19 protein-coding genes are annotated in these 22,758 nt (G+C 68.1%); 13 read left to right on the top strand and 6 right to left on the bottom strand.

Features of this window, described 5'->3' with window-relative positions; genetic code table 11:
* Window positions 1–43 precede the first annotated feature (43 nt).
* From JJL56_RS03250 to JJL56_RS03240, 3 genes are all read left to right on the top strand, one after another.
* Window positions 44–619 (top strand): acyloxyacyl hydrolase, encoded by a 576-nt coding sequence (locus JJL56_RS03250; RefSeq protein WP_345772536.1) that lies wholly within the window; start codon window positions 44–46, stop codon window positions 617–619.
* Between the two features lie 162 nt (window positions 620–781).
* A complete protein-coding gene (locus tag JJL56_RS03245; RefSeq protein ID WP_145623615.1) occupies window positions 782–1,324 on the top strand; it encodes a DUF2934 domain-containing protein in 543 nt (180 codons plus the stop codon).
* Between the two features lie 115 nt (window positions 1,325–1,439).
* Complete coding sequence (locus tag JJL56_RS03240; protein WP_145623616.1) at window positions 1,440–2,402, top strand: DMT family transporter; 963 nt, start codon at window positions 1,440–1,442, stop codon at window positions 2,400–2,402.
* Between the two features lie 61 nt (window positions 2,403–2,463).
* Here JJL56_RS03240 and JJL56_RS03235 read toward each other — a convergent pair whose 3' ends face one another.
* Window positions 2,464–6,030 (bottom strand): PAS domain-containing protein, encoded by a 3,567-nt coding sequence (locus JJL56_RS03235; RefSeq protein WP_200484164.1) that lies wholly within the window; start codon window positions 6,028–6,030, stop codon window positions 2,464–2,466.
* Window positions 6,031–6,314: 284 nt separating this feature from the next.
* Between JJL56_RS03235 and JJL56_RS03230 the strand changes: the two genes are divergently transcribed.
* From JJL56_RS03230 to JJL56_RS03200, 7 genes are all read left to right on the top strand, one after another.
* Window positions 6,315–7,568: a multidrug effflux MFS transporter gene (locus tag JJL56_RS03230; RefSeq protein ID WP_345772535.1), complete on the top strand. Its 1,254-nt coding sequence runs from the start codon at window positions 6,315–6,317 to the stop codon at window positions 7,566–7,568.
* Window positions 7,569–7,700: 132 nt separating this feature from the next.
* Complete coding sequence (locus tag JJL56_RS03225) at window positions 7,701–8,633, top strand: LysR family transcriptional regulator (protein ID WP_145623619.1); 933 nt, start codon at window positions 7,701–7,703, stop codon at window positions 8,631–8,633.
* A gap of 168 nt (window positions 8,634–8,801) precedes the next feature.
* Complete coding sequence (locus tag JJL56_RS03220; protein ID WP_109069533.1) at window positions 8,802–9,290, top strand: formate dehydrogenase subunit gamma; 489 nt, start codon at window positions 8,802–8,804, stop codon at window positions 9,288–9,290.
* Window positions 9,287–10,852, top strand: coding sequence for a formate dehydrogenase beta subunit (locus JJL56_RS03215; RefSeq protein ID WP_200484162.1), 1,566 nt, complete (start codon window positions 9,287–9,289; stop codon window positions 10,850–10,852). Before JJL56_RS03220 ends, JJL56_RS03215 begins: the two co-directional genes overlap by 4 nt.
* A gap of 19 nt (window positions 10,853–10,871) precedes the next feature.
* Window positions 10,872–13,700: a formate dehydrogenase subunit alpha gene (gene fdhF / locus JJL56_RS03210; protein ID WP_200484161.1), complete on the top strand. Its 2,829-nt coding sequence runs from the start codon at window positions 10,872–10,874 to the stop codon at window positions 13,698–13,700.
* A gap of 28 nt (window positions 13,701–13,728) precedes the next feature.
* Window positions 13,729–14,514, top strand: a complete 786-nt coding sequence (fdhD, locus tag JJL56_RS03205; protein ID WP_200484160.1) for a formate dehydrogenase accessory sulfurtransferase FdhD — start codon at window positions 13,729–13,731, stop codon at window positions 14,512–14,514.
* Between the two features lie 24 nt (window positions 14,515–14,538).
* Window positions 14,539–14,772 (top strand): formate dehydrogenase subunit delta, encoded by a 234-nt coding sequence (locus JJL56_RS03200; protein WP_145623623.1) that lies wholly within the window; start codon window positions 14,539–14,541, stop codon window positions 14,770–14,772.
* 111 nt (window positions 14,773–14,883) lie between these two features.
* Here JJL56_RS03200 and JJL56_RS03195 read toward each other — a convergent pair whose 3' ends face one another.
* Window positions 14,884–15,270 (bottom strand): MarR family winged helix-turn-helix transcriptional regulator, encoded by a 387-nt coding sequence (locus JJL56_RS03195; protein ID WP_247889301.1) that lies wholly within the window; start codon window positions 15,268–15,270, stop codon window positions 14,884–14,886.
* A gap of 396 nt (window positions 15,271–15,666) precedes the next feature.
* Here JJL56_RS03195 and rimO point away from each other — a divergent pair, with 396 nt between their 5' ends.
* Window positions 15,667–17,031, top strand: coding sequence for a 30S ribosomal protein S12 methylthiotransferase RimO (rimO, locus tag JJL56_RS03190; RefSeq protein WP_200484159.1), 1,365 nt, complete (start codon window positions 15,667–15,669; stop codon window positions 17,029–17,031).
* An 82-nt stretch (window positions 17,032–17,113) separates the two neighbouring features.
* Here rimO and JJL56_RS03185 read toward each other — a convergent pair whose 3' ends face one another.
* The 4 genes from JJL56_RS03185 to JJL56_RS03170 all read right to left on the bottom strand — a co-directional run bounded on the left by JJL56_RS03185 (window position 17,114) and on the right by JJL56_RS03170 (window position 20,602).
* Window positions 17,114–17,449: a tRNA-binding protein gene (locus JJL56_RS03185; protein ID WP_200484158.1), complete on the bottom strand. Its 336-nt coding sequence runs from the start codon at window positions 17,447–17,449 to the stop codon at window positions 17,114–17,116.
* A 125-nt stretch (window positions 17,450–17,574) separates the two neighbouring features.
* A complete protein-coding gene (locus JJL56_RS03180; RefSeq protein ID WP_145623627.1) occupies window positions 17,575–18,003 on the bottom strand; it encodes a phasin family protein in 429 nt (142 codons plus the stop codon).
* Between the two features lie 137 nt (window positions 18,004–18,140).
* Window positions 18,141–18,887, bottom strand: a complete 747-nt coding sequence (locus JJL56_RS03175) for a TetR family transcriptional regulator (protein ID WP_200484157.1) — start codon at window positions 18,885–18,887, stop codon at window positions 18,141–18,143.
* Between the two features lie 56 nt (window positions 18,888–18,943).
* A complete protein-coding gene (locus tag JJL56_RS03170) occupies window positions 18,944–20,602 on the bottom strand; it encodes a phospholipid carrier-dependent glycosyltransferase (RefSeq protein WP_247890913.1) in 1,659 nt (552 codons plus the stop codon).
* Window positions 20,603–20,748: 146 nt separating this feature from the next.
* Here JJL56_RS03170 and hflX point away from each other — a divergent pair, with 146 nt between their 5' ends.
* On the top strand, window positions 20,749–22,155 hold the full coding sequence (hflX, locus tag JJL56_RS03165; RefSeq protein WP_200484156.1) for a GTPase HflX: 1,407 nt from the start codon (window positions 20,749–20,751) through the stop codon (window positions 22,153–22,155).
* Window positions 22,156–22,289: 134 nt separating this feature from the next.
* Window positions 22,290–22,712, top strand: a complete 423-nt coding sequence (locus tag JJL56_RS03160) for a DUF2934 domain-containing protein (RefSeq protein ID WP_200484155.1) — start codon at window positions 22,290–22,292, stop codon at window positions 22,710–22,712.
* Window positions 22,713–22,758 lie beyond the last annotated feature (46 nt).

The raw sequence follows: 22,758 nt of genomic DNA, 5'->3' as shown, positions 1-22,758 counted from the left end.
AGCCGGAGTAGGACGGTCAACGATCGATCGGGAGCAAGCCGCCGTGCGTCAAGGGACTTCGTGCCTCTGTCTGGTGGTTGCCGTGGCGGGCTTCGCGCTCTCCGCTCCCGCAGGCGCGCAGACCCTGTCCATACCGGACGACCGGATCGGCAACTGGAAGATCGGCGGCCTCGCCTACAGCGTCGGTGACACGCCGGATACCAAGGTGTCCGACCTGCACAACAAGATCCGCATCGGCTCCTCCCTCCTGCCCAAGCTAGACGGTTATGCGGAGGTGCGCCCCTGGGTGTCGCTCGGTCCCAGCGCGCCGGACGGCAACCTCCACGGGATGGGCGGCATCCTGATCGACGTTCCGCTGGGAGGGTCCTCCTTCGTCTTCACGCCCAGCGTCGGCGCCGGAACCCTGCCGGTCACCCCCCGCGACCCGTCGGCGTCGGGCAGCGTGGTCGAGTTCCGATCCCAGCTCGAACTTGGCTACCAGTTCGAGAACAAGGCCCGCTTCAGCCTGGGATACAGCCGCATCGACACCAGCGGCCCCACCGCGGACTCCGCCACGCCGGCCAACAACGTGTTCGGTTTCTATTACCGAATGCCGTTTGGAGCCTTCACCGGACGCTGAGAATTCGCTCGTTCTTTTGCGGCGCAGCATGACCATCCGCGAATCACTTCGGGTTTCCTCTGACGCGGAGGCTGCGCAAAAGGTCTGGCAATACTCGCCTTAACCACTTGTTAATGACGGCTGGTTCTATTGACCTCGGGGATCAACGCCGGGGATTCGATCATGGCCAAGCGCAAGACCGCCACCGCTAAGACCGCCGAAGCCGCTCCGTCGCTCGAAGCGGCTGAAGCGCTCGCCACCGACACCGGGGCGGAAATCGTCCTGAACACCAACTTCGCGGCCATCGAGCAGGACGCTGTCGCGCTGCTGCACGCCGCCAGCCTTCTCGTCGAAGCCGACACGCCGGAAAAGGCGAATCACGCGCTCGACCACAATCTCCGTCTCTGGGTCGCCATCAAGACCGTGCTCCAGAACGAAGAGAACACGCTGGATTCCGAGGTCAAGGCGAACCTGCGCAACCTCGCGCAGTACGTCACCGTCACCACGATGGAAGCCACCCAGGGCTCCATCGAGACGCGCAAGCTGGTGTCGCTGTCGCGCATCAACATGCACATCGCCGAGGGACTGCTGCACGGCCAGAAGAGCCGCATGGTGCAGGAGCGCGCCTATGAGATCTGGGAGCGCGAAGGCCGCCCGGACGGGCGCGAGATGGACCATTGGCTGCGGGCCGAGGCGGAAATCGCCGAGGCGCTGAACAACCGCTGACGGCACGCGCACCGGCCGGATCGGCGTCGCACCGCAATCCGGCCATTCCGTCAGGACATGACCACCCGCGTCGCGGCAACGTGACGCGGGTGGTTGCAGTTGATAGCATCCGGGCGTGACCGCGCCCCCCCTCTCCCCCGCCCCCGCCCGTCCCGCGACGCCCCGCCACATCCGCGTGGAGAACATACCGCTCGGCATCGTCATGATGCTGGGATCGGTGCTGCTGTTCTCCGTGATGAACGTGCTGGTGAAGCTGCTCTCGGAGACGTATCCCGTCATCGAGGTGACCTTCTTCCGCAACGCCATGGCCCTGATTCCCGTGGCGGTGGTCATCTCGTTGCAGGGCGGCTGGATCAACAGCCTGCGCACCGAGCGCCCGATGGGCCATGTCTGGCGCTCGGTCGTCGGGCTGACGGCGATGTCCCTGACCTTCTGGTCGTTCAGTTTGCTGCCGCTGGGCGACGCTGTGGCGCTGAATTTCTCGGCCCCGCTGTTCCTCACCGCCCTGTCGGTGCCGCTGCTCGGCGAAAAGGTCGGCATCCACCGGTGGAGCGCGGTGCTGGTCGGCTTTGTCGGCGTTCTCATCATGGTCCGGCCGTCGGGCGAGATGCTGACGCATCTGGGCGCGCTGGTCGCGCTCGGCGCCGCCTTCTGCCAGTCCTTCGCGATGGTGGCGATCCGCCAGCTCAGCAAGACCGAGCACGCCAACACCATCGTCTTCTACTTCACCGCCATAACCACCCTGATCCTGGCGCTGGTCATGCCCTTCGTGTGGATCACTCCGCACAACCTGACCGACCTCGCCCTGCTGTCAGCCACCGGCGTGCTGGGCGGCGGCGCCCAACTGTTCCTGACGCGGGCCTATTCGCTGGCCCCGGCGGCCGTGGTAGCGCCCTTCAACTACGCCGCGCTGCTGTGGGCCGTTCTGTTCGGCTGGATGCTGTGGGGCGAGATGCCCACCCTGCATATGGTGCTGGGAGCCGCCGTGGTGGCGGTCAGTGGCCTTTACATCCTGCACCGCGAAACCCGCCGCCGTCTGCCGCCCACCCCGCCCGCGATGAGCGGCGGCGGCGATTGACCGTCCGGACCTGACGGCCTCACGTCGCCGACTTCATTCCGCCGGCTTCATTCCGCTGGCTTCATTCCGCTGGTTGCAGGGAGCGCTCCATGGCACCGGCGAGTTGGCGCGGGGTCACCGGTTTGTGCATCAGGCCGAAGCCGTGGCGCACGGCGTCGCGCTGACACTCCGGACCGGTTTCCCCGGTCACGATGATCGCCGGGATCTCGGCGTCGAACAGCCGACGGATGTCGAGGATGGCTTCGGTGCCGACCTTGCCTTCGCGCAAGCGGTAGTCCGCGATGATGATGTCGGGCTTGCGGCTGACCGAGCGCAGCTTGTCCACCGCCTGCTCCCCCGAGCCGGCGATCAGCACCTCGTACCCCCATTCGCGCAGGATGGCCTGAAGGCCGAGCAGCACGATGGCGTCGTCGTCGATGACCATGGCCAGCCGCTCATCGCCGCTCGCCGACGCCGCAAGCACGGGGACCATCGGCTCTACAGGCTTCGAAGTCTCGCCCACCGGCACCTCGATGGTGAAGACCGACCCCGCGCCGGGCGTGGAGCGGACGGTCACCGGATGGTCCAGAAGCTGCCCGATGCGCTGCACGATGGCGAGGCCCAGCCCAAGCCCCTGGCTGCGGTCGCGCTCCGGGTTGCCGACCTGATGGAACTCCTCGAAGATTCGCGGCAGCTGCTCTTCGGAAATGCCGATGCCGGTGTCGGCAACCGTTATCCGCATCCGCCCGCCCACGGCCGTGCAGGTGATGGCGATGCTGCCCCGCTCCGTGTAGCGGATGGCGTTCTCCACGAGATTGCGGATCATCCGGCCCAGCAGCACCCGATCGGAGCGGATGTTCAGCGGACACCCCTCCATCGTCCAGTCGAGCCCCTTGCCGCGGGCCACCGGGGCATAGCCCGCCGCGATGTGGTCGAGCAGCAGCGCCACCGGAAAATCCTCCAGCGTCGGCTTGACCACCCCGGCGTCCAGGCGCGACACGTCGAGCAGGCTGTCCAGCAGCCCCTTCAGCGCGTCCAGCCCGCTTTCCAGCAGGCGCAGCGCCTTCATGCCCTTTTCCCCCTGGACGTGGCCGTGCAGCGCGCCGGAGAACAGGTACAACGACTGCATCGGCTGGCGGAGATCATGGCTGGCGGAGGCGAGGAACTTCGACTTGGACAAGGCCGCCTGCTCCGCCTCCTCCTTGGCGCGGCGCAGGGCGTCCTCGGCCTCCAGACGGTCGGTCACGTCGGTGTTCGTGCCGAACCACAGCACGACGGCCCCGTCGGAATCGCGAACGGGCAGCGCCCGCGACAGGAACCAGCGGAAAGCGCCGTCCCGCCCGGCCATGGGAAAAGTGTCCTCCCACGGTTCTCCGGTCTGGAACGATCGTTGAAGGCTGGCCGTGACACGCTCGGCATGGTCGACGGGAAGAATTCCGTCCCACAGCGGACCGGTGGCGGCGTCCGCGCCCGCAACGCCGGTGTAGTCGCACCAGCGTTGGTTGTACCAGAAGATCCGGCCGTCCGGGCGGGCCATCCAGGCGAGCTGCGGGATGGAATCCGCCAGCGTGCGGAATCGCAACCCGGCCTCCTCCGCCTCCTCCTTGGCGGCCTGCATGGCGTCGCGCGCCTCGAAGATGTCGGTGATGTCGGTGGAGGTGCCGAACCAGCGCTCCTCCCCGGTTTCCGGGTCGGTGATCGGCAGGGCGCGCTTCTTGAACCAGCGGTAGGTGCCGGCGGCGCTGCGGATGCGCGCCTCGGTGTCGAAGATCGTCCTGATTTCGACCGCCTGCATCCAAACCGTGAGAAGGCGCTTCCGATCCTCGGGATGAACAGCCTCGGACCAGCCGAAATCCCGTGCCTCCTCAGATTGCTGCCCAGTGTAGGACAGCCATTGTTGGCTGAGGAAGTCGCAGCTGCCATCCGCCCGGCAAGTCCAGACCATCTGCGGCAGCGCTTCCAATAGCGTGCGGTAGCGGTGCTCGCTGGCGCGCAGGGCCGCCTCCGCCGCGCGGTGGGCGGACACGTCGCGGAAGTAGATGGACAGGCCGCCGCCAACCTGCGGATAGACGTTGAACATGGTCCAGCGCTGGAAGATGCCGGACAGCGCCTCGAACTCCCGCGGCTGCTGGTCGGCCATGGCGGCTTCGAAGCTGCGGATGATCGTATTGCCCGCCACTTCCGGAAACAGATCCAGCAGGCAGTGACCGATGAGTTCTTCACGCGGTCGCTCGAACATCTCCTGGGCGCGTTTGTTCACGTAGGTGATCCGCCAATCGCGGTCGATGGCGTAGAAGGCGTCGCCGATGCTCTCCAGGATCTGGTTCGCCTGCTCCACCGCGCGCTCCAACGCCCGTTCGGCGAGCAGGCGCTTGCTGATGTCCTGGAAATAGATGGCCAACCCGGCGGACGACGGAAAAACCCGCAGGAAGAGCCAGACGCCGAGAGGCGCGAAGTAGGCTTCGAATTCGTCGGGATGGCGGTCCCTCATGGCGATGTGCAGACGGTCCCACAGCACCGTCCCCATGGCGTCGGGAAAGGCCTCCCACAAACGCTGTCCGGTCAGATCGCTGCTGCCGCCCATCAGGCCGCGCGCGCGTCCGTTCATGTAGACGATGCGCCAGGACCGGTCGATCTCGTAGACGCCGTCCGTCGTGCTTTCCAAAATGGCGTGGGATCGCCGGTCAGCCTCCGCCGCGGCTTCCGCCACCCGCGCGCGCCGCTCCGCCTCCTCCCGCCGGTGGTGGGAGCGGGCAAGGGCCCAGGCGACCAGCGCCGCCACCGCCAGCGCGCCCAGCCCGCCGCCGGCGACCGCGTAGACCGTGCGCCGCGCCGCCGCCTGGATCGGTTCGGCCGGCGTCCCGAGGGTCAGAAACCAGCCGGGCGCCGCCACCGAGCCGGCCTTCGCCGACAGCACCTCCTGCCCCTGCTGGGTACGGGACAGGAAAAACTCGTCGCCGGTTTTCAGCGCCTGGGCAAGAGACTCGTGCGCCGGCTTTCCGACCATTGGGTCGAAGGCCGTTTCGGACCTCGTCCGGGCGATGAAGCGCCCATCGCGGTCGAAAAGCGCGACGATCCAGTTCGGCGTCGCCACCTGATCGACCAGGACCTGACGCAGGGACCAGGCCCGTACATAGGCGGTCAGGACCAGGCGCACCTCGCCCACGCCCCAAACCGGCACGCTTACCGCGAAGACCGGCTCCACCTTGCCGGCCGGGTCGCTGATGACGCCGCTGACCCAGACCTCTCCCGACCGGAACACACGGTCCGCCTGGGCGGACCGTGCAGCCGGATCGATGTCGTTGGCTTCCGGTTCCTGAGGCCTGTGGAGCAGGGCGACGTCACCCTGGCGGTCGCGAACCTCCAGGGCGACCCAATCCGAACGCTGGCGCAGCGCACGTTCCGACCGCTCCATCCAAACGGCGCGGTCACCAAGGTCCAGCGAACGGGCTGAGGACATGATTTCAAGCGCGCTGCGCGTCATAAGGACGCGCCCGTCCACCGTCCGAACCGCCGCATCGGTAGCGTGGCGGACCAGTTCTTCCACCGACCGTTCCTGTTGACGATCGACCAGCATGATCGAGGCCACCGCAAAGGCGACGAGCGGAAGAAGCGCCAGCAGGGCCACGAAGGGGAGACGAAGGCGCATACCCGATTTTCACAAACAGTTGACGACACCCACTATAGACAGACACTCAGGCGACTCCCACAGAATCCGCCCGTCTATCACTACTTTCAACAGGAGCCGGGTGAAGTTCTTGAAATCCTCAAATGAAAGTTGGGTGCGCCACAAAAGGTGGCAATGTGCGGAGCACAGGACCGCAAGCCGTCACAGCCCTGAATTGTCGATGCCCAAATATCGATGGCGGGCCTGCGGGAATTCGATTTGCCGCGGAGACAGGCGCGCGGCACAGTGGCGCAATGCCTGATTCCGTGCCCCACTCCGCTTCCGCCGCCCGGCGCGGCGACATCCGCTTCGGCGAGTTCGTCGCGCTCATGGCCCTTCTGATGGCGCTGACGGCGCTGTCCATCGACATCATGCTGGTCGCCTTGCCGGAGATCGCCCACACGTTCGGCGTGGTGCGGGAAAACGACCGGCAGCTCGTCATCACCGCCTACATGCTGGGCTTCGCCGTCGGACAGCCCTTTCACGGGCCGCTGTCCGACCGGTTCGGGCGCAAACCGGTGCTGGCCGCCGGTCTGGTGATCTTCGCCATCGGGTCGCTGGGCGCGGTCTTCGCCCCCAGCTTCACGACGCTGCTGGCCGCCCGCGCGCTGCAGGGCTTCGGCGCCGCTGCGCCGCGCGTCGTCGCCATCGCCATCGTGCGCGACCGCTTCGTCGGGCGCGACATGGCGCGGGTGATGTCCTTCGTCATGATGATCTTCATCATCGTGCCGATCATCGCCCCGGCCCTGGGCGAGGGAATCCTGCATCTCGGCACCTGGCCGTGGGTGTTCGGCGCGCTGTTCCTGGCCGCCGTCGCCGCCTTCGCCTGGTCGATGCTACGGCTTTCGGAAACCCGCGCGGCGGAGGATCGGCTGCCGCTGTCTCCCGCGGCGCTCGGCCACGCCTTTGGCAAGGTGGTGACGACCCGCGCGACGGTCGGCTACACCGCCGCCATGGGCCTGCTGTTCGGCGGGCTGCTGAGCTATGTGGGCAGCGCCCAGCAGATTTTCGTGGACGTCTACGGGCTGGGGGCGATGTTCCCGGTGGCCTTCGGCGCGATCGCCGGGGTGATGGCCCTGGCCTCGCTGGTGAATGCGCGGCTGGTCGGGCGGGTCGGTATGCACCGGGTGTCGCACGTCGCCCTGATCGGCTACGCGCTGACCGGCGTCGCCATGGCGCTGCTGGGCTTTCCGGAGCATCCGCCACTGCTCGGCCTCGGCCTGTTCATGGCCGCGATCTTTTTCTGCTTCGGCCTGATCGCTCCCAACTTCAACGCCATGGCGATGGAGCCGCTGGGCCATGTGGCGGGCATGGGGTCGTCCTTCGTCGGCTTCTTCAGCACCGGCATGGCGGCGGTGGTCGGCTGGATCGTCGGCCAGTCCTTCGACGGCACCGTGCGCCCCCTGACCGTCGGCTTCACCGTGCTGGGCGTGCTGGCGCTGCTGACCGTCCTGGTGACGGAGCGCGGGACGCTGATGCGCTCCACCCACGCCGCGGCAGCAGTGCAGCCGGGGGATTGACGTCCCGGGAGGGGGCATCGGCCGGCAAGGCGTCTGCGTCCTTGCCGGCGGTGTGTCCAATTCGGCATAACGTCCACGACGCCCCTGGAGGGCGCCGAGCGGGCACTGGCCCATCACGCGCGGGAGGGGACTGTGTTCCGCAAATTCGTCTATCTGCTGGCCCTGGCGCGCGAGCAGCATTTCGGCCGGGCGGCGGAGGCCTGCCACGTCTCCCAGCCGACGCTGTCCAACGCCATCCGCCAGCTTGAGGACGAGCTGCGCGTGCCCATCGTCGAGCGTGGGCAGAAATTCTCCGGCTTCACGCCGGAGGGGCTGAAGGTGCTGGAATATGCCCGCCGCATCGTCGCGGAGCGGGACGGGCTTTATCAGGAGCTGACGGCGCTGGGCCAGGGCCTGTCCGGCCATCTGCGCATCGGAGCCATCCCCACCGCCCTGCCCGCCGTCCCCCATGTTCTGGCCCGCTTCGCCGAGCGCTACCCGCAGATCCGCTCCAGTGTGCGCTCGCTCAGTTCGCGGGACATCCAGCGCGACCTCGACGGGTTCGAGCTGGACGCCGCCGTTACCTATCTCGACAACGAGCCGCTGAGCAACGTCCGCACCGTGCCGATGTTTTCGGAGCGCTACTTCCTGCTGGCCCAGCGCCGCCAGGTGCGGGAGGGCGCCACCAGCATCCGCTGGACCGACGCGGCGGAGCTGCCACTGTGCCTGCTCACCCCCGACATGCAGAACCGGCGCATCGCCGACACCGCCTTCCGCATGGCCGACCGGACGGTGGTTCCGCTGATGGAGACGAATTCCATCGTCACCATATACACCATCGTGCGCAGCGGTCTGGCCGCCAGCGTGGTGCCCAGCCAGCTCCTGACCCTGGTCGCCCGCCACCCCGATCTGGTGGCCCTGCCGCTGACCGAGCCGGACCTGACCTACGCCGTCGGACTCGTCTACGCCGACCGCGAACCGCCGGCCCCGCTCGCCAAGGCGCTCGCCGCCGTGGCGGCGGAACCGGGCCTTGCCGAACGCGTGCGTTCTTTGACCGACGAGGCGCTGGCCCCCTGGGGTCTCTAAAAAGGGCTATGATCTCAACAGCATAACCGCGCGGTCCGTGTGGTGATAGGGAAACCCTATCACCGCATCAGAAAATCAAATTTGCGCGCCTCCCCCAATGTCCGTAACGCTGACGGACGAGACACCAACGAAGCGCCACCGATCCAGGCGGGCGCGGGGGAGGAGACCATGAACGCCCGATCTCCATGGAGCGAGGACCGCGCCACGGCGGTGATCGCCGCCAACCGTCACCTGCGTGGGGCGCTGCTGCCGATGCTGCACGCTCTGCAGGAAGAGTTCGGCTGCATCGACGAGGAGGCCATCCCGCTGCTGGCGCGTGAGCTGAACCTGTCGCGCGCCGACGTGCACGGGGTGGTGTCCTTCTACCACGAGTTCCGCCGCAGCCGTCCGGGCCGCCACACGATCAAGGTCTGCCGGGCCGAGGCCTGCCAGTCGATGAACGCCGACGGGCTGATCGACCACATCCGCCGCCGCCTGAAGGTGGACTTCCACGAGACCACCGCCGACGACGCCTTCTCGCTGGAGCCGGTCTTCTGCCTGGGCAACTGCGCCCTGGCCCCCGCCGTGATGGTGGACGAGACGCTGCACGGCCGGGTCAGCCCGGCCCGCTTCGACGCCATCACCGCCTCCACCCTGGCCACGGAGGCTGCACGATGAGCGAGCCCCTGCACACGGTCTACGTGCCGCGCGACGCCGCCGCCCTGTCGGTGGGCGCCGACGAGACGGCCGCCGCCATCCGCGCCGAGGCCACCCGGCGCGGCATCCCGCTGCGCATCGTCCGCAACGGCTCCCGCGGCATGCTGTGGATCGAGACTCTGGTCGAGGTGGAGACGCCCGAGGGCCGCGTCGCCTACGGCCCGGTGATGGCCGAGGACGTGCCCGGCCTGTTCGACGCCGGCTTCCTCGAGGGCGCCGACCACGCGCTGGCCCACGGCCTGACCGAGAAGATCCCCTACTTCGCCAAACAGGAGCGGCTGACCTTCGCCCGCTGCGGCATCATCGACCCGCTGTCGGTCGAGGACTACCGGCTGCACGGCGGCTTCCGCGGGCTGGAGCGGGCGCTCGCCATGACCCCGGCGGAGATCGTGACCGAGGTCACCGAATCCGGCCTGCGCGGCCGCGGCGGCGCCGGCTTCCCGACCGGCATCAAGTGGAACACGGTGCTGAACGCCCAGGCGGACCAGAAATACATCTGCTGCAACGCCGACGAGGGCGACAGCGGCACTTTCGCCGACCGCATGATTATGGAGGGCGACCCCTTCTGCCTAATCGAGGGCATGACCATCGCCGCCATCGCGGTGGGCGCCACCGAGGGCTACATCTACATCCGTTCCGAGTACCCGCACGCCGTCGCGACGATGCGCGAGGCGATCCGGCTGGCCTATGACGAGAAGTGGCTGGGCGACGAGATCCACGGCACCGGCCACCGCTTCCACCTCGACGTCCGCGTCGGCGCCGGCGCCTACATCTGCGGCGAGGAGACCTCCATGCTGGAAAGCCTGGAGGGCAAGCGCGGCACCGTCCGGGCCAAGCCGCCGCTGCCGGCGCTGGAGGGTCTGTTCGGCAAGCCGACCGTCGTCAACAACGTGCTGTCGCTGACCTCGGTCCCGATCATCCTGGACAAGGGCGCCAGCTACTACCGCGACTTCGGCGTCGGCCGCTCGCGCGGCACGCTGGCCTTCCAGCTCGCCGGCAACATCAAGCACGGTGGCATCGTCGAGAAGGCCTTCGGCGTCACCCTGCACGAGTTGCTCTACGAGTTCGGCGGCGGCACCATCACGGGCCGTCCGATCCGCGCGGTGCAGGCCGGCGGCCCGCTGGGCGCCTATCTGCCGCCCTCGCTGTTCGACCTGCCGAAGGATTACGAGGCTTTCGCGGCGGTCGAGGCGATGGTCGGCCACGGCGGCATCGTCGTCTTCGACGACAGCGTGGACATGGCCAGGCAGGCCCGCTTCGCCATGGAGTTCTGCGCCGCCGAATCCTGTGGCAAGTGTACCCCCTGCCGCATCGGCGCGGTGCGCGGGGTGGAGGTGATGGACCGCATCATCGCCGGAGAGACGGTGGCAAAGAACATCACGCTGCTCAACGACCTGTGCGAGGTCATGACCGACGGCTCGCTCTGCGCCATGGGCGGCATGACGCCGATCCCGGTGCGCAGCGCCCTGAAGCACTTCCCCGAGGATTTCACCCGCAGCCCCGCGGCTGTCGCGGCCGAGTGAGCGGAAAGGACCAGATCCCATGTCCATCCAAGACATCGATTACGGCACCCCGGCCCGCGAGTCCGCCACCATGGTGACGCTGGACATCGACGGCCGCACGGTGACCGTGCCGGAAGGCACCTCGGTGATGCGCGCGGCGATGGAAGCCGGCATCACCGTCCCCAAGCTGTGCGCCACCGACATGCTGGACGCCTACGGCTCCTGCCGCCTGTGCATGGTGGAGATCGAGGGGCGGCGCGGCACGCCGGCCTCCTGCACCACGCCGGTCGCCCCGGGCATGAAGGTGCACACCCAGAACGAGCGTCTGGGCCGGCTGCGCCGCGGCGTGATGGAGCTGTACATCTCTGACCACCCGCTGGACTGCCTGACCTGCCCGACCAACGGCAACTGCGAGCTTCAGGACATGGCCGGCGCGGTCGGCCTGCGCAACGTCCGCTACGGCTACGAGGGTGAGAACCACCGCTCCGCCGTGAAGGACGAGAGCAACCCCTACTTCACCTTCGACCCGTCCAAATGCATCGTCTGCTCCCGCTGCGTGCGGGCCTGCGGCGAGGTCCAGGGCACCTTCGCCCTGACCATCGACGGGCGCGGCTTCGACAGCAAGGTATCGCCGGGGGCGCTCGAACAGTTCATGGACAGCGAGTGCGTCTCCTGCGGCGCCTGCGTCCAGGCCTGCCCGACCGCGACCCTGACCGAGAAGTCGCTGATCGAGCTGGGCCAGCCGGAGCACAGCGTCATCACCACCTGCGCCTATTGCGGGGTGGGGTGCTCCTTCAAGGCTGAGATGAAGGGCACCACCGTGGTCCGCATGGTCCCCCACAAGGACGGCGGCGCCAACGAGGGACATTCCTGCGTCAAGGGCCGCTTCGCCTGGGGCTACGCCACCCACGCCGACCGCCAGATGAAGCCGATGATCCGCGAGAGCATCGACGATCCGTGGCGCACCGTGTCCTGGGAGGAGGCGATCACCTACGCCGCCACCCGCCTGCGCGCAGTCCAGCAGAAGTACGGCCGCGGCTCCATCGGCGGCATCACCTCGTCCCGTTGCACGAACGAGGAGGTGTATGTCGTACAGAAGATGATCCGCGCCGCCTTCGGCAACAACAACGTCGACACCTGCGCCCGCGTCTGCCACTCCCCGACCGGCTACGGCCTGAAGCAGACCTTCGGCACCTCCGCCGGCACGCAGGACTTCAAGAGCGTCGACAAGTCCGATGTGATCCTGGTCATCGGCGCCAACCCGACGGATGGCCACCCGGTCTTCGGCTCCCGCATGAAGAAGCGGCTGCGCCAGGGCGCCAAGCTGATCGTCATCGACCCGCGCCGCATCGACCTCGTGCGCAGCCCGCACGTCTCGGCCACGCATCACCTCCAGCTCCGTCCCGGCACCAACGTCGCCGCGATGAACGCGCTGGCCCATGTGATCGTGACCGAGGATCTGGTCGACCGCAATTTCGTGGCCGACCGCTGCGACCCGATGGAGTTCGCCCGTTGGGAAGCCTTTGTCCGCGACCCGCGCCACTCCCCGGAGAACACCGAGCAGTACACCGGCATCCCGGCGGCGGAGATGCGCGCGGCGGCCCGGCTCTACGCCACGGGCGGCAACGCGGCGATCTATTATGGCCTGGGCGTGACTGAGCACAGCCAGGGTTCCACCGCCGTGATGGGCATGGCGAACCTCGCCATGGCGACCGGCAACATCGGGCGTGACGGCGTCGGGGTGAACCCGCTGCGCGGCCAGAACAACGTCCAGGGCTCCTGCGACATGGGCTCCTTCCCGCACGAGCTGACCGGCTACCGCCACGTCTCCGACGACGTGGTCCGCCAGCAGTTCGAGGAGGTGTGGAACGCCGCGCTCGACCCCGAGCCGGGCCTGCGCATCCCCAACATGTTCGACTCCGCGGTGGACGGCACCTTCATGGGCCTGTTCGTCCAGGGCGAGGACATCGCCCAGTCCGACCCGAACACCCAGCATGTGTTCGCCGCCCTGCGGGCCATGGAGATCGTCGTGGTGCAGGACCTGTTCCTGAACGAGACCGCGGCCTTCGCCCATGTCTTCCTGCCCGGCACCTCCTTCCTGGAGAAGGACGGCACCTTCACCAACGCCGAGCGCCGGATCAACCGCGTCCGCCCGGTGATGCCGTCCAAGACCGGCAAGCAGGAATGGGAGGTCGTCTGCGATCTGGCCACCGCCATGGGCTATCCCATGTTCTACCGGACCAGCGCGCAGATCATGGACGAGATCGCCCGCCTCACCCCGAGCTTCTCCGGCGTCAGCTTCGCGAAGCTGGACCGGGTGGGCAGCGTGCAATGGCCGTGCACCGACGAGGACTCGGTCGGCACCCCGATCATGCACGCCGACGGCTTCGTCCGCGAAGGCAAGGCGTCCCAGGGCCGCTTCATGATCACCGAGTATGTGCCGACGGAGGAGCGGGCCTCCCGCTTCTACCCGCTGATCCTGACGACGGGCCGCATCCTCAGCCACTACAACGTCGGCGCCCAGACCCGCCGCACCGCCAACGTGGCGTGGCACCCGGAAGACATTCTGGAAGTTCACGCCCACGACGCGGAGGAGCGGGGCATCCGCGACGGCGATCTGGTCTCCATCGCCAGCCGCGTCGGCGCCACCACGCTGCGGGCGCGCATCTCCGACCGGATGCCGCAGGGGGTGGTCTACACCACCTTCCACCACCCCGTGACCGGGGCCAACGTCGTCACCACCGAGAATTCGGATTGGGCCACCAACTGCCCCGAATACAAGGTGACCGCGGTGCAGGTGACGCTGAGCAACCACCCGTCCGATTGGCAGATCCGCCGCGGCGACCTGGTGGAAGTGGCGGCGGAGTAAGGCGCAAACGCGCAGCGGAGGACCAGCCATGCTCACCCACGCCCATTCCCGGCCGGCCAGCGGCACCGGCTTTCCGGAGGCGGCCAATCAGGCTGACGTGACATGGCTGGTCGCCGAGGAGACTCCGGTGGCGTTCGAATACAACGGACGCTCCCACGCCGTGATGATGGCGACGCCCGCCGATCTGGAGGACTTCGCGCTCGGCTTCAGCCTGTGCGAGGAAATCGTCGGCAGCGCCGCCGACATCGACCGCATCGCTGTGCGTCCGGTGGAGGACGGCATCATCCTATCCATCGAGGCGGACCCGTTGCGTCTTCTGCGCGGCTCGCTCCGCCGCCGTTCCATGGAAGGGCGGAGCGGCTGCGGCCTGTGCGGGGTGGACAGCCTCGCCAACGCCGTGCGCGAGCCGCCGAAAGTGACGGCGGGCTTCACCCCGTCGGTTGAGGCGGTGGCCGCCGCCTTCGCCGCCCTGCCCGACCATCAGCCGATGAACCGCGCGAACCGGTCGCTTCATGCCGCGGCCTGGGCTGGGCCGGACGGGCGCATCGTGATGGCACGGGAGGATGTCGGGCGGCACAACGCTCTGGACAAGCTGGCCGGCGCGCTGGCCCGTGCGGGGTTCGACCCGTCCGGCGGCTTTGCGGTGATGAGCAGCCGTTGCAGCTTCGAGCTGGTTCAGAAGGCGGCGACCATCGGCATCCCCATGCTCGCCACCATTTCCGCCCCCACGGCGCTGGCACTGAAGCTCGCCCGCGCCGCCGGCATGACCTTGGCCGCCCGCGCGCGCGGCAACGGCGTCATGCTGTTCCGTTAAAAACGCTATTCCGGGAGCCGAACCATGGACACCACACGTGAACTCGTCCGCATGGCGAACCAGATCGCCAACTACTTCCAGTCCTACCCACAGGACGAGGCAGTGACCGAGACCGCCGGTCACATCCGCGCCTTCTGGGAACCGCGGATGCGTCAGCGCCTGCTGGACCACAGCAGCGCGGGCGGCGAAGGCCTGCACGAGATCGTCACCCAGGCGGTCGAACGGCTGAAGGGGCCGACGAAGGTCGGGAGCGCGTAGAGGCTCATTGCCCCCACCCCGGCCCTCCCCCGCTTTGAGGGGGAGGGAGTTTTGTCCCCTCCCCTGCAAAGCGGGGGAGGGTTAGGGAGGGGGCAATAGCACCTCTCCTGTTCAGGCCCGTTTGCTCAACAACCCCTTCAGCACGCGCGACAGCAGATCCGCGAGCTGGAACTGCTCCGGCCCCGGCAGGGCGGCGATGACCGAGGCGAAGTCCTTCAGCGGATCGTATTCGAGAAGTGCCAGCGCCTTCTCCGTCGGATGAAGCTGCACGACGCGGCGGTCCTCCGGCACCGGGACGCGCGTCAGCAGTTCCTTCGTCACCAGAACCTCGACCATCTGGGACGCCGCGCCGCGGGTCGTCGCGTGAAAGTCGGCAAAGGCGGACACGGTCCGCTGGCTGTCGTTGGCGCGCGCGAAGTAGCGCAGCGCCGTCCACTGCGACGGCTTCAAACCCTGCGTGTAGCCCATGCTGTCGGCGATGTGACCGATGTGCATCATGACCTCGGCAATCGCTTGCGCCGAAGCCAGGGACGGTGGGCTTTTCGACATGGCAGCGGGGTCTCGACAGTTGCCAGAATAAACACGCGCTGCACAGCAAATGCCGGCAACGAGTCTGTACGCTTTAGAGACTATACGAATACCAAACTAACATACCCCAGTAGGCAAGTCCATGACTCCCCACCCCCGACGACGAGCCGCACACTACGGTATCGGATGGGTAAACGAAACATTGACCTTAAACCTTATTCAGCACAAGGTGTCGCACCCCCCTGTGGCGCTGTCCGGAGTACCGGACCGGTGCGGAGACAACGCAGGACACCCACCACCTCGTGTCGGGGCTGCGCCGTGCGTTTTGTCTGGCGTTGCGCCGCGACTCGCCTATATATGCGCGCCATGACCAGCACGCCCCCGTCCATTCCCGGTTTCAAGACCAACCCGGCTTCCTCCCCCAAGGTGGGGATCGTCAGCCTGGGATGCCCCAAAGCGCTCGTCGACTCCGAGCGCATCCTCACGCGCCTGCGCGCCGAAGGCTACGAGATCTCGCCGTCCTACGACGGCGCGGACGTCGTGCTGGTCAACACCTGCGGCTTCCTCGATTCGGCCAAGAAGGAATCGCTGGAGGCCATCGGCGAGGCGATCAAGGAAAACGGCCGGGTCATCGTGACCGGCTGCATGGGCGTGGAATCGGACATGATCCGGCAGGTCCATCCGGACGTGCTGGCCGTCACCGGTCCCCACCAGTACGAGCAGGTCGTCAACGCCGTGCACGACGCCGTGCCGCCGGTCCACGACCCCTTCACCGATCTGGTGCCGCCGGAAGGGCTGCGGCTGACCCCGCGCCACTACGCCTATCTGAAGATTTCCGAGGGCTGCAACAACCGCTGCAGCTTCTGCATCATCCCGTCCCTGCGCGGCGATCTGGTCAGCCGTCCGGTCGCCTCGGTCCTGCGCGAGGCGGAGAAGCTGGCGACCGCCGGCGTCAAGGAACTGCTGGTCATCTCCCAGGACACCAGCGCCTACGGCATCGACCGCAAGTATGCGGAAGAGGACTGGTACGGGCGCAAGGTGAAGGCCCGCTTCATCGACCTCTGTCGCGAGTTGGCGAACTTCGACGTCTGGGTGCGTCTGCACTACGTCTACCCCTACCCGCACGTGGACGAGGTAATCCCGCTGATGGCGGAGGGCCGCATCCTCCCCTATCTGGACATCCCGTTCCAGCACGCCTCTCCCACCGTGCTGAAGGCCATGCGCCGTCCGGCGGCACAGGAGAAGCAGCTCGACCGCATCCGGAAGTGGCGGCAGGAATGCCCGCATCTGGTGCTGCGTTCCACCTTCATCACCGGCTTCCCCGGCGAGACGGAGGAGGACTTCCAGTTCATGCTGGACTGGCTGAAGGAAGCGCAGCTCGACCGCGTCGGCTGCTTCAAGTACGAGCCGGTCGAGGGCGCCACCGCCAACGACCTGCCCGGCGCCGTTCCGGAAGAGGTCAAGCAGGAGCGCTGGGAGCGCTTCATGGAAACCCAGAAGGCGATCAGCGCCGAACGGCTCCAGCAGAAGGTCGGCTTCACACTGGGCGTTCTCATCGACGAGGTCGACGAGGAGGGCGCCATCGGCCGCTCCTACGCCGACGCGCCGGAGATCGACGGCAACGTCTTCCTGAACGGCGAGACGAACGTGAAGCCGGGCGACGTCGTGGACGTGACCATCGAACACGCCGACGAATACGACCTCTGGGGCTCCATCGAACGCGCCGAGTAAGGCGCTCCGCCCAAAACAAAAGGGCCGGGACGGCAATGCCTCCCGGCCCTTTTTCTGTTCGCAGACTCAGTACGGCCGGGCCTCAGTACAACCGCCCGCCGTTCGGCACATCCTGCCCCGGCCCGACCAGCACCACTTCGCCGTCCGCGTCGGGCAGGCCCAGGCACAGAACTTCACTCGTGAAGGGGCCGATGCGCTTGGGCGGGAAGTTCACCACGCCCAGAACCTGCCGGCCCACCAATTCATCAAGCGTGTAGTGGCGGGTGATCTGGGCGGAACTGCGCCGGGTGCCGATTTCCGGCCCAAAGTCGATGGTCAGCTTGTAGGCGGGCTTGCGCGCCTCCGGAAAGGGCTCCGCCGCGATGATGGTGCCGACGCGGACGTCCACCTTCAGGAAATCGTCGTAACTGATGGTCACGGTTCTTGTCCCTGCCCTGTTTCAATCGTCGCGGGCAAGGCTAGCACCGGCGCCGCCGAAGCTGAAACGCGAAAGGGCCGCCCCAGTGGGCGGCCCCTTGCGGCACTCTCCGGTGGGAGAGGAGCTTACTTCTTGGCGATGGCGGCCTTGACCTCGTCCAGGCTCTCCGACACGCGCTTCGACAGCACGTCGGCGGCCTCGGTGTTGGACTTGGCGACCAGCTCGGCCAGTTCCTTGATGTTCGACAGGGCCTTCTCGAAGGCGACCTTGACCATCTCGGCCTGCTTGGCGGCCTTCTCTTCCGGCGTGCCGGCGGCGGCGACCTGGTTCACGTAGCTGCCGGCCTCCTCGACGGAGGAGCGGACGATCTCGGCCTGGCGGCGCAGAACGGCCTGCAGACCCTCGATCGCGAGCTGGTTGGCGGCGGTCACCGCCTCGATGTTCTTGCGCTGGCTCGCCAGGATCGACTCGACGTCGAGGCCGGGCACCTTGTACTCGCCCAGCATCTTGGACAGGTCGAATTCGAGGAACGGGTTACCGGTCTGCTTGGCCATGGTTCTCACCCCCGACGAAAGGATTCATTCGGCGTGCTGCGGCGCAGCAAACCTGTGGCGCGACTATGCAGATTGCCAAAAAGATAGTCAACGCCCTTGTGCGTCGCACCAGGGGCTACACTGCGTCCTACGGAACCTCAACCGGCGGACGCGCTTCCTGGTTCCCTGGCTGGTTCCCCAGCCGGTTCCCCGATGCCCTGCTGCGCCGTCTGCGATTCGGAGGAAGAGGCGCGTCCGGATCTGCGGCGTAATGCCTCAGCCCAGCGCTCCGCCCGCCGAAGCTCCGAATCGAGCGCCGCCATGGTCCGCGACAGGTCGGCGCTGTCGTCCTCCAGGAAGACGCGCATGACCCGCGCCTGCACCGCGCCCAGCCCGGCCACGAGGAGGGCGCCGCCGGTCCGGTCGGCCTCGATCCCGGAGGCACGCAGCATCCAGGCCATCGACCGACCGAAATGGCGAGAGAAGGCCAGAGCGGTCAGCGGCTCCCGCCGCAGGTCGCGGACAACCGAACGCAGCCCGTCCCGGTAGGGCAGAAGCGCGTCGTAACGGCGCATCATCACATCGAACAGCCGGTCGCGGGCGCTCTCGTCCGGGCTGACCGGAGCGTCGTCGGCGAGGACCGCCGTGTCGGCGACCCGCGACACCGCGGCCAGCACGTCGGACCGGTCGGGGAAGCGGCGGTAGAAGACGTCCGGCGGCACCCCCGCCGCCCGCGCGATCGCCAGCAGCCCGGTGTTGCGCCAGCCCTGCCCGGCGGCGAGCCGCATCGCCGCGGCGGCCACCCGCTGGTCCAGGTCATCGGCCCCTCCCCCTCCCGCGGCATTCCCCACGGCGTCGGGGGCCTCGGGATCGGTCTTCCAGCGGGTGTTGGCGGTGTCGTCCATGGGGTCGAACCTCGTGGTCAGCCTGTCTCCATGATGTGGGACGCCGGCGCCGCACCTCAACCGGGGCGGCAGAAGGGGAAGGGCTCGACCCGCTTCATGTAGGTGGGAATCCAGCCGCACTGGCCGGCGGGGTTGGGCAGGCGGATGGCCTCGATGGCCGGCCAGACCTGGGCGACCACCACCACCAGCGCCACCATGCCGACGATCCAGCGACGCGTCCGGGCGCGCTCCAGCAGGCCGGGCAGGCGCAGCAGCACCCAGGCCGCGGCCAGCCCCATCAGCGGGTCGGTGTAGGCGGCGTAGGCGCGCTGGAAGCCGCGCAGGGAGAACAGCGTCTCCAGCCCCCAGGCGACCAGCAGCAGAAGCGCCGCCTGCGCCGCGGCCACCCGCTCCCCCCGACGCCACAGGACGATGCAGCCGCCGATGATGAACCACTCCACCACGATGGTCTGCGGGATGTTGTCGGGGTGGAGGACGATGGTGCGGATCGCCAGCGTGCGCCACAGCCCCTTCGCCAGCAGCGTCACCAGCCCGTCGGATAGCACCTGTTCCTGCCCCTGGAGCGCCGCCTGATGCTTCCAGGTGGTGAAGACGAACATGTGCTCGATCAGGTTGGCGACGGCGATGACGTTCTGCTCATGCGGGCGGATCGTCAGGGCGAGCACCCCGAGCGCCAGCCCGAGCGCGACCGCCGCCATGGCCGCCACCGCGTAGGACAGGCGCACCCGCCACACCGCCGCGTAGACGGCCATGCCGAGGACGACCCAGCCGACGACGATCCCCTGATAGACCCCCGACAGCCCGCCGCCCACCGGGCGGTAGGGGTAGAGCGACTGGCCGGCGCTGGCGATGCCGTGCTGGATCAGGGCCGCCGCGGGCAGCGCCGCGGCACCCGCCGCCAGCCCCAGTATCCCGGCGGCGATCCAGCGGGAACCATCCTGGCCGGCGAAGCGGCGCCCGAAGGCCAGCGCGATCACAGGGATGCCAAGCGCCAGGAAGATCGCCTGGATCTTCGTCACCACCGCCAGCCCGGCCAGCAGACCGGCCAGCCCGAGAAGCAACAGGGGCCGCCAGCCCGGCGCGGTGCGGATGGCGACCAGCACCAGAAGAAGCGCCGTGACCACGAAGGAGGCCGACAGCAGGTCGGTGCGCATCTGCCGCGCCTGGGTGGACAGGCCGATGCCGAAGGCCATCACCACAGCGGCCAGGAAGGCCACCCGCCGGTCCCCGACCAGCGCGCGGACGAGGTTGGCGTAGATCAGCGCGAAGCCGGTGGTGACGAGAATGGACAGCGCCCGCCCGGCTTCCACAAGGTTCTGCCAGGCCGCGTTGTAGGCGGCGGTGTCGGCGGCGGGCGGCAGGCCCGACAGGGTGATGACCGGCATCAGACCCAGCGCGTGCAGCAGCCGGTACCAGACCTCGATCACCAGGAAGTAGGTGTAGCCGGGATGGTCGAAATACTCCTGGGGCAGCCCCTCGCTGAACAGCAGCCCGTGATAGGCCAGCACCAGATCCTGGTCGGCGTGCGACCAATAGGGGGTGCGGAAGCCGATCGCCAGAGCCGACGCCACCATCACCATCGCCAGTGCCGTGCACAGCCCCCACCAGGGCCAGCGGTCCAGCGCACCGCCGCCGGACGCCCCGGCGGAGCGGTTGGGCATGACCGTATGGCGGGCCGTTTGGGGGGAAGCGGCACCGCGGTCCAGGGATGACATGATCGGAGTATGTCCAGAGGTTACACGCCAGCGGTTTGTGCACGATTCCGGACGGTTTTGGAACCGCTGCGGCGGCGGGCTGTTTTTTGCTCACCTGCAACCCCTGATCGATCAACCCCATCGCCAGAAGGAACGGTGCCAGCCCGATGCCTGATCCCGACGACCGCCCGTCACCCCGTTCCACCGCCTCCGTTTCCCGCAGCGCCCAAGGCCAGGATTCCGACGGAGCGGGACCGCCACCCGCCGGCCGCGCCCTGGTCCTTCTACCTGTTCTGCCTGCGCACCCGGACGAAGGGAACGGCGCGGCGCGCCAGCCCGACGCGCGGCTCTCCGAAGCGATCGCGCTTGCCCAGGCCATCCGTCTGGAGGTGCCGCACGCCGAGGTGATCCGCGTCGCCCGTCCCGACCCCGCCACCCTGTTCGGGCGCGGCACCGCCGATCGAATCGGCGGGATGGTGGAAGCCTTTCACGCCGATCTGGTGGTGATCGATCATCCGCTCAGCCCGGTGCAGCAGCGCAACCTGGAGCGCCGCTGCATGGCCAAGGTGATCGACCGCACCGGCCTGATTCTGGAGATCTTCGGGGAGCGCGCCCACACCCGCGAAGGCCAGTTGCAGGTCGAACTGGCGGCGCTGACCTACCAGCGTTCGCGGCTGGTGCGGTCGTGGACCCACCTTGAGCGGCAGCGCGGCGGCTTCGGCTTCCTGGGTGGCCCCGGCGAAAGCCAGCTCGAACTCGACCGCCGACTGATCGCCGAGCGCATCACCCGTCTGAAGTCGGACCTTGAGGAGGTGCGACGGACGCGCAAGCTGCACCGCTCCGCCCGGCAGCGCGGCGGCACCCCGCTGGTGGCGCTGGTCGGCTACACCAACGCGGGCAAATCCACCCTGTTCAACCGGCTGTCCGGCGCCGGGGTCACCGCCGAGGACATGCTGTTCGCCACGCTCGACCCCACGGTCCGCCGGATCGTCCTGTCCTCCGGCAAGACCATGGCCCTGTCGGACACGGTGGGCTTCGTGTCGGAGCTGCCGACCCAGCTCGTCGCCGCCTTCCGCGCGACGCTGGAGGAGGTGCAGGCTGCCGACCTGATCCTGCACGTCCGCGATGCCTCCCACCCAGACGCGGCGGCGCAGAAGGCGGATGTGGATTCGGTGCTGGCCGACCTCGGGATCGACGCCGCCAACGACCCACGCGTGGTCGAGGTGCTGAACAAGACCGACCAGATGCCTGCGACCGCGCGCGGCGCGCTCCACATGCGCCTCGCCAACCAGCGGATGATGGAGGGCGAAGAACGCGCCGTGGCCGTGTCCGCCCTGACCGGGGAGGGTCTGGACGACCTGTTGGACCTGCTGGACCGGCGCATATCGGCCGAGCGGCAGGTGCTGGAACTGAGCGTGAACCTGTCGGACGGGCGCGCCCTGGCGTGGCTGTACGAGCATGGGCAGGTGCTGGATCGCCGGGACGAGGACGGACAGGCCCATGTGCATGTGGCTCTGGCCCCCGCCGACGCCGCCCGCTTCGAAAGCCGGTTCGTCGGGCAGGACAGCCGCTGACGGGACGTCGCCCATCATTTGGTCCACGGCTTCGGATGATTTGAAACCACCGCCGCTCTCCTGCGTTGTGACGGGCAGGCCGGTCCGTAACCCGCCCAGTCCGTAACCCGCCATGACCAGGAGGAGGCAGCCCCATGACTCAAAAGCCGGGACAGGATCGGGCCGAGCGTGTTCGCCGCCGCGCCCATGACATCTGGGAGCGGGACGGCCGCCCCGACGGCCGGCACGACGAGCACTGGGCACAGGCCGAAGCCGAGGTCGATGACGAGATCCGCGCCGAGAAGCGAAACGAGGAAACCGAAAGCAGCGCCCCGGAGGCGCCGCCAAAACGGCGCTCCAAGGCGACCGCCGCAAAACCGGTTTCCATGAAACCCGAAGCCGCTTCCAAAGCCGCTCGGGCCAGCGGCACGCGGGCGGCGGCGGAGAATCTGTCGGCTGTCGCTGCCGGACGGATGGAGCAGACCGGCACGACCAAGACCGGTGGCCAGATCTCCCGCGGCGGTGCCGCGAGCGGAAAGCCGGGCAAGGCGTCACGCCGGGACGCGTCGCGCGGCTGACGTCGTACGTCTGACGTCGCACGTCTGACCGGGCGAGGTCATTCTC

The organism is Azospirillum aestuarii, from assembly GCF_016632405.1.
GTDB classification, from domain to species: domain Bacteria; phylum Pseudomonadota; class Alphaproteobacteria; order Azospirillales; family Azospirillaceae; genus Azospirillum; species Azospirillum aestuarii.
The sequence above is the reverse complement of the archived record's forward strand: the minus strand, read 5'-3'. Positions and strand labels throughout refer to the sequence as shown.

Coding starts and splice junctions, on each gene's coding strand:
- JJL56_RS03245 (WP_145623615.1), top strand. CDS start 782: ATGGCCAAGCGCAAGACCGCCACCGCTAAGACCGCCGAAGCCGCTCCG.
- JJL56_RS03235 (WP_200484164.1), bottom strand. CDS start 6,030: ATGCGCCTTCGTCTCCCCTTCGTGGCCCTGCTGGCGCTTCTTCCGCTC.
- JJL56_RS03220 (WP_109069533.1), top strand. CDS start 8,802: ATGAACGCCCGATCTCCATGGAGCGAGGACCGCGCCACGGCGGTGATC.
- JJL56_RS03215 (WP_200484162.1), top strand. CDS start 9,287: ATGAGCGAGCCCCTGCACACGGTCTACGTGCCGCGCGACGCCGCCGCC.
- fdhF (WP_200484161.1), top strand. CDS start 10,872: ATGTCCATCCAAGACATCGATTACGGCACCCCGGCCCGCGAGTCCGCC.
- fdhD (WP_200484160.1), top strand. CDS start 13,729: ATGCTCACCCACGCCCATTCCCGGCCGGCCAGCGGCACCGGCTTTCCG.
- JJL56_RS03200 (WP_145623623.1), top strand. CDS start 14,539: ATGGACACCACACGTGAACTCGTCCGCATGGCGAACCAGATCGCCAAC.
- JJL56_RS03195 (WP_247889301.1), bottom strand. CDS start 15,270: ATGATGCACATCGGTCACATCGCCGACAGCATGGGCTACACGCAGGGT.
- rimO (WP_200484159.1), top strand. CDS start 15,667: ATGACCAGCACGCCCCCGTCCATTCCCGGTTTCAAGACCAACCCGGCT.
- JJL56_RS03180 (WP_145623627.1), bottom strand. CDS start 18,003: ATGGCCAAGCAGACCGGTAACCCGTTCCTCGAATTCGACCTGTCCAAG.
- JJL56_RS03175 (WP_200484157.1), bottom strand. CDS start 18,887: ATGGACGACACCGCCAACACCCGCTGGAAGACCGATCCCGAGGCCCCC.
- JJL56_RS03170 (WP_247890913.1), bottom strand. CDS start 20,602: ATGTCATCCCTGGACCGCGGTGCCGCTTCCCCCCAAACGGCCCGCCAT.
- hflX (WP_200484156.1), top strand. CDS start 20,749: ATGCCTGATCCCGACGACCGCCCGTCACCCCGTTCCACCGCCTCCGTT.
- JJL56_RS03160 (WP_200484155.1), top strand. CDS start 22,290: ATGACTCAAAAGCCGGGACAGGATCGGGCCGAGCGTGTTCGCCGCCGC.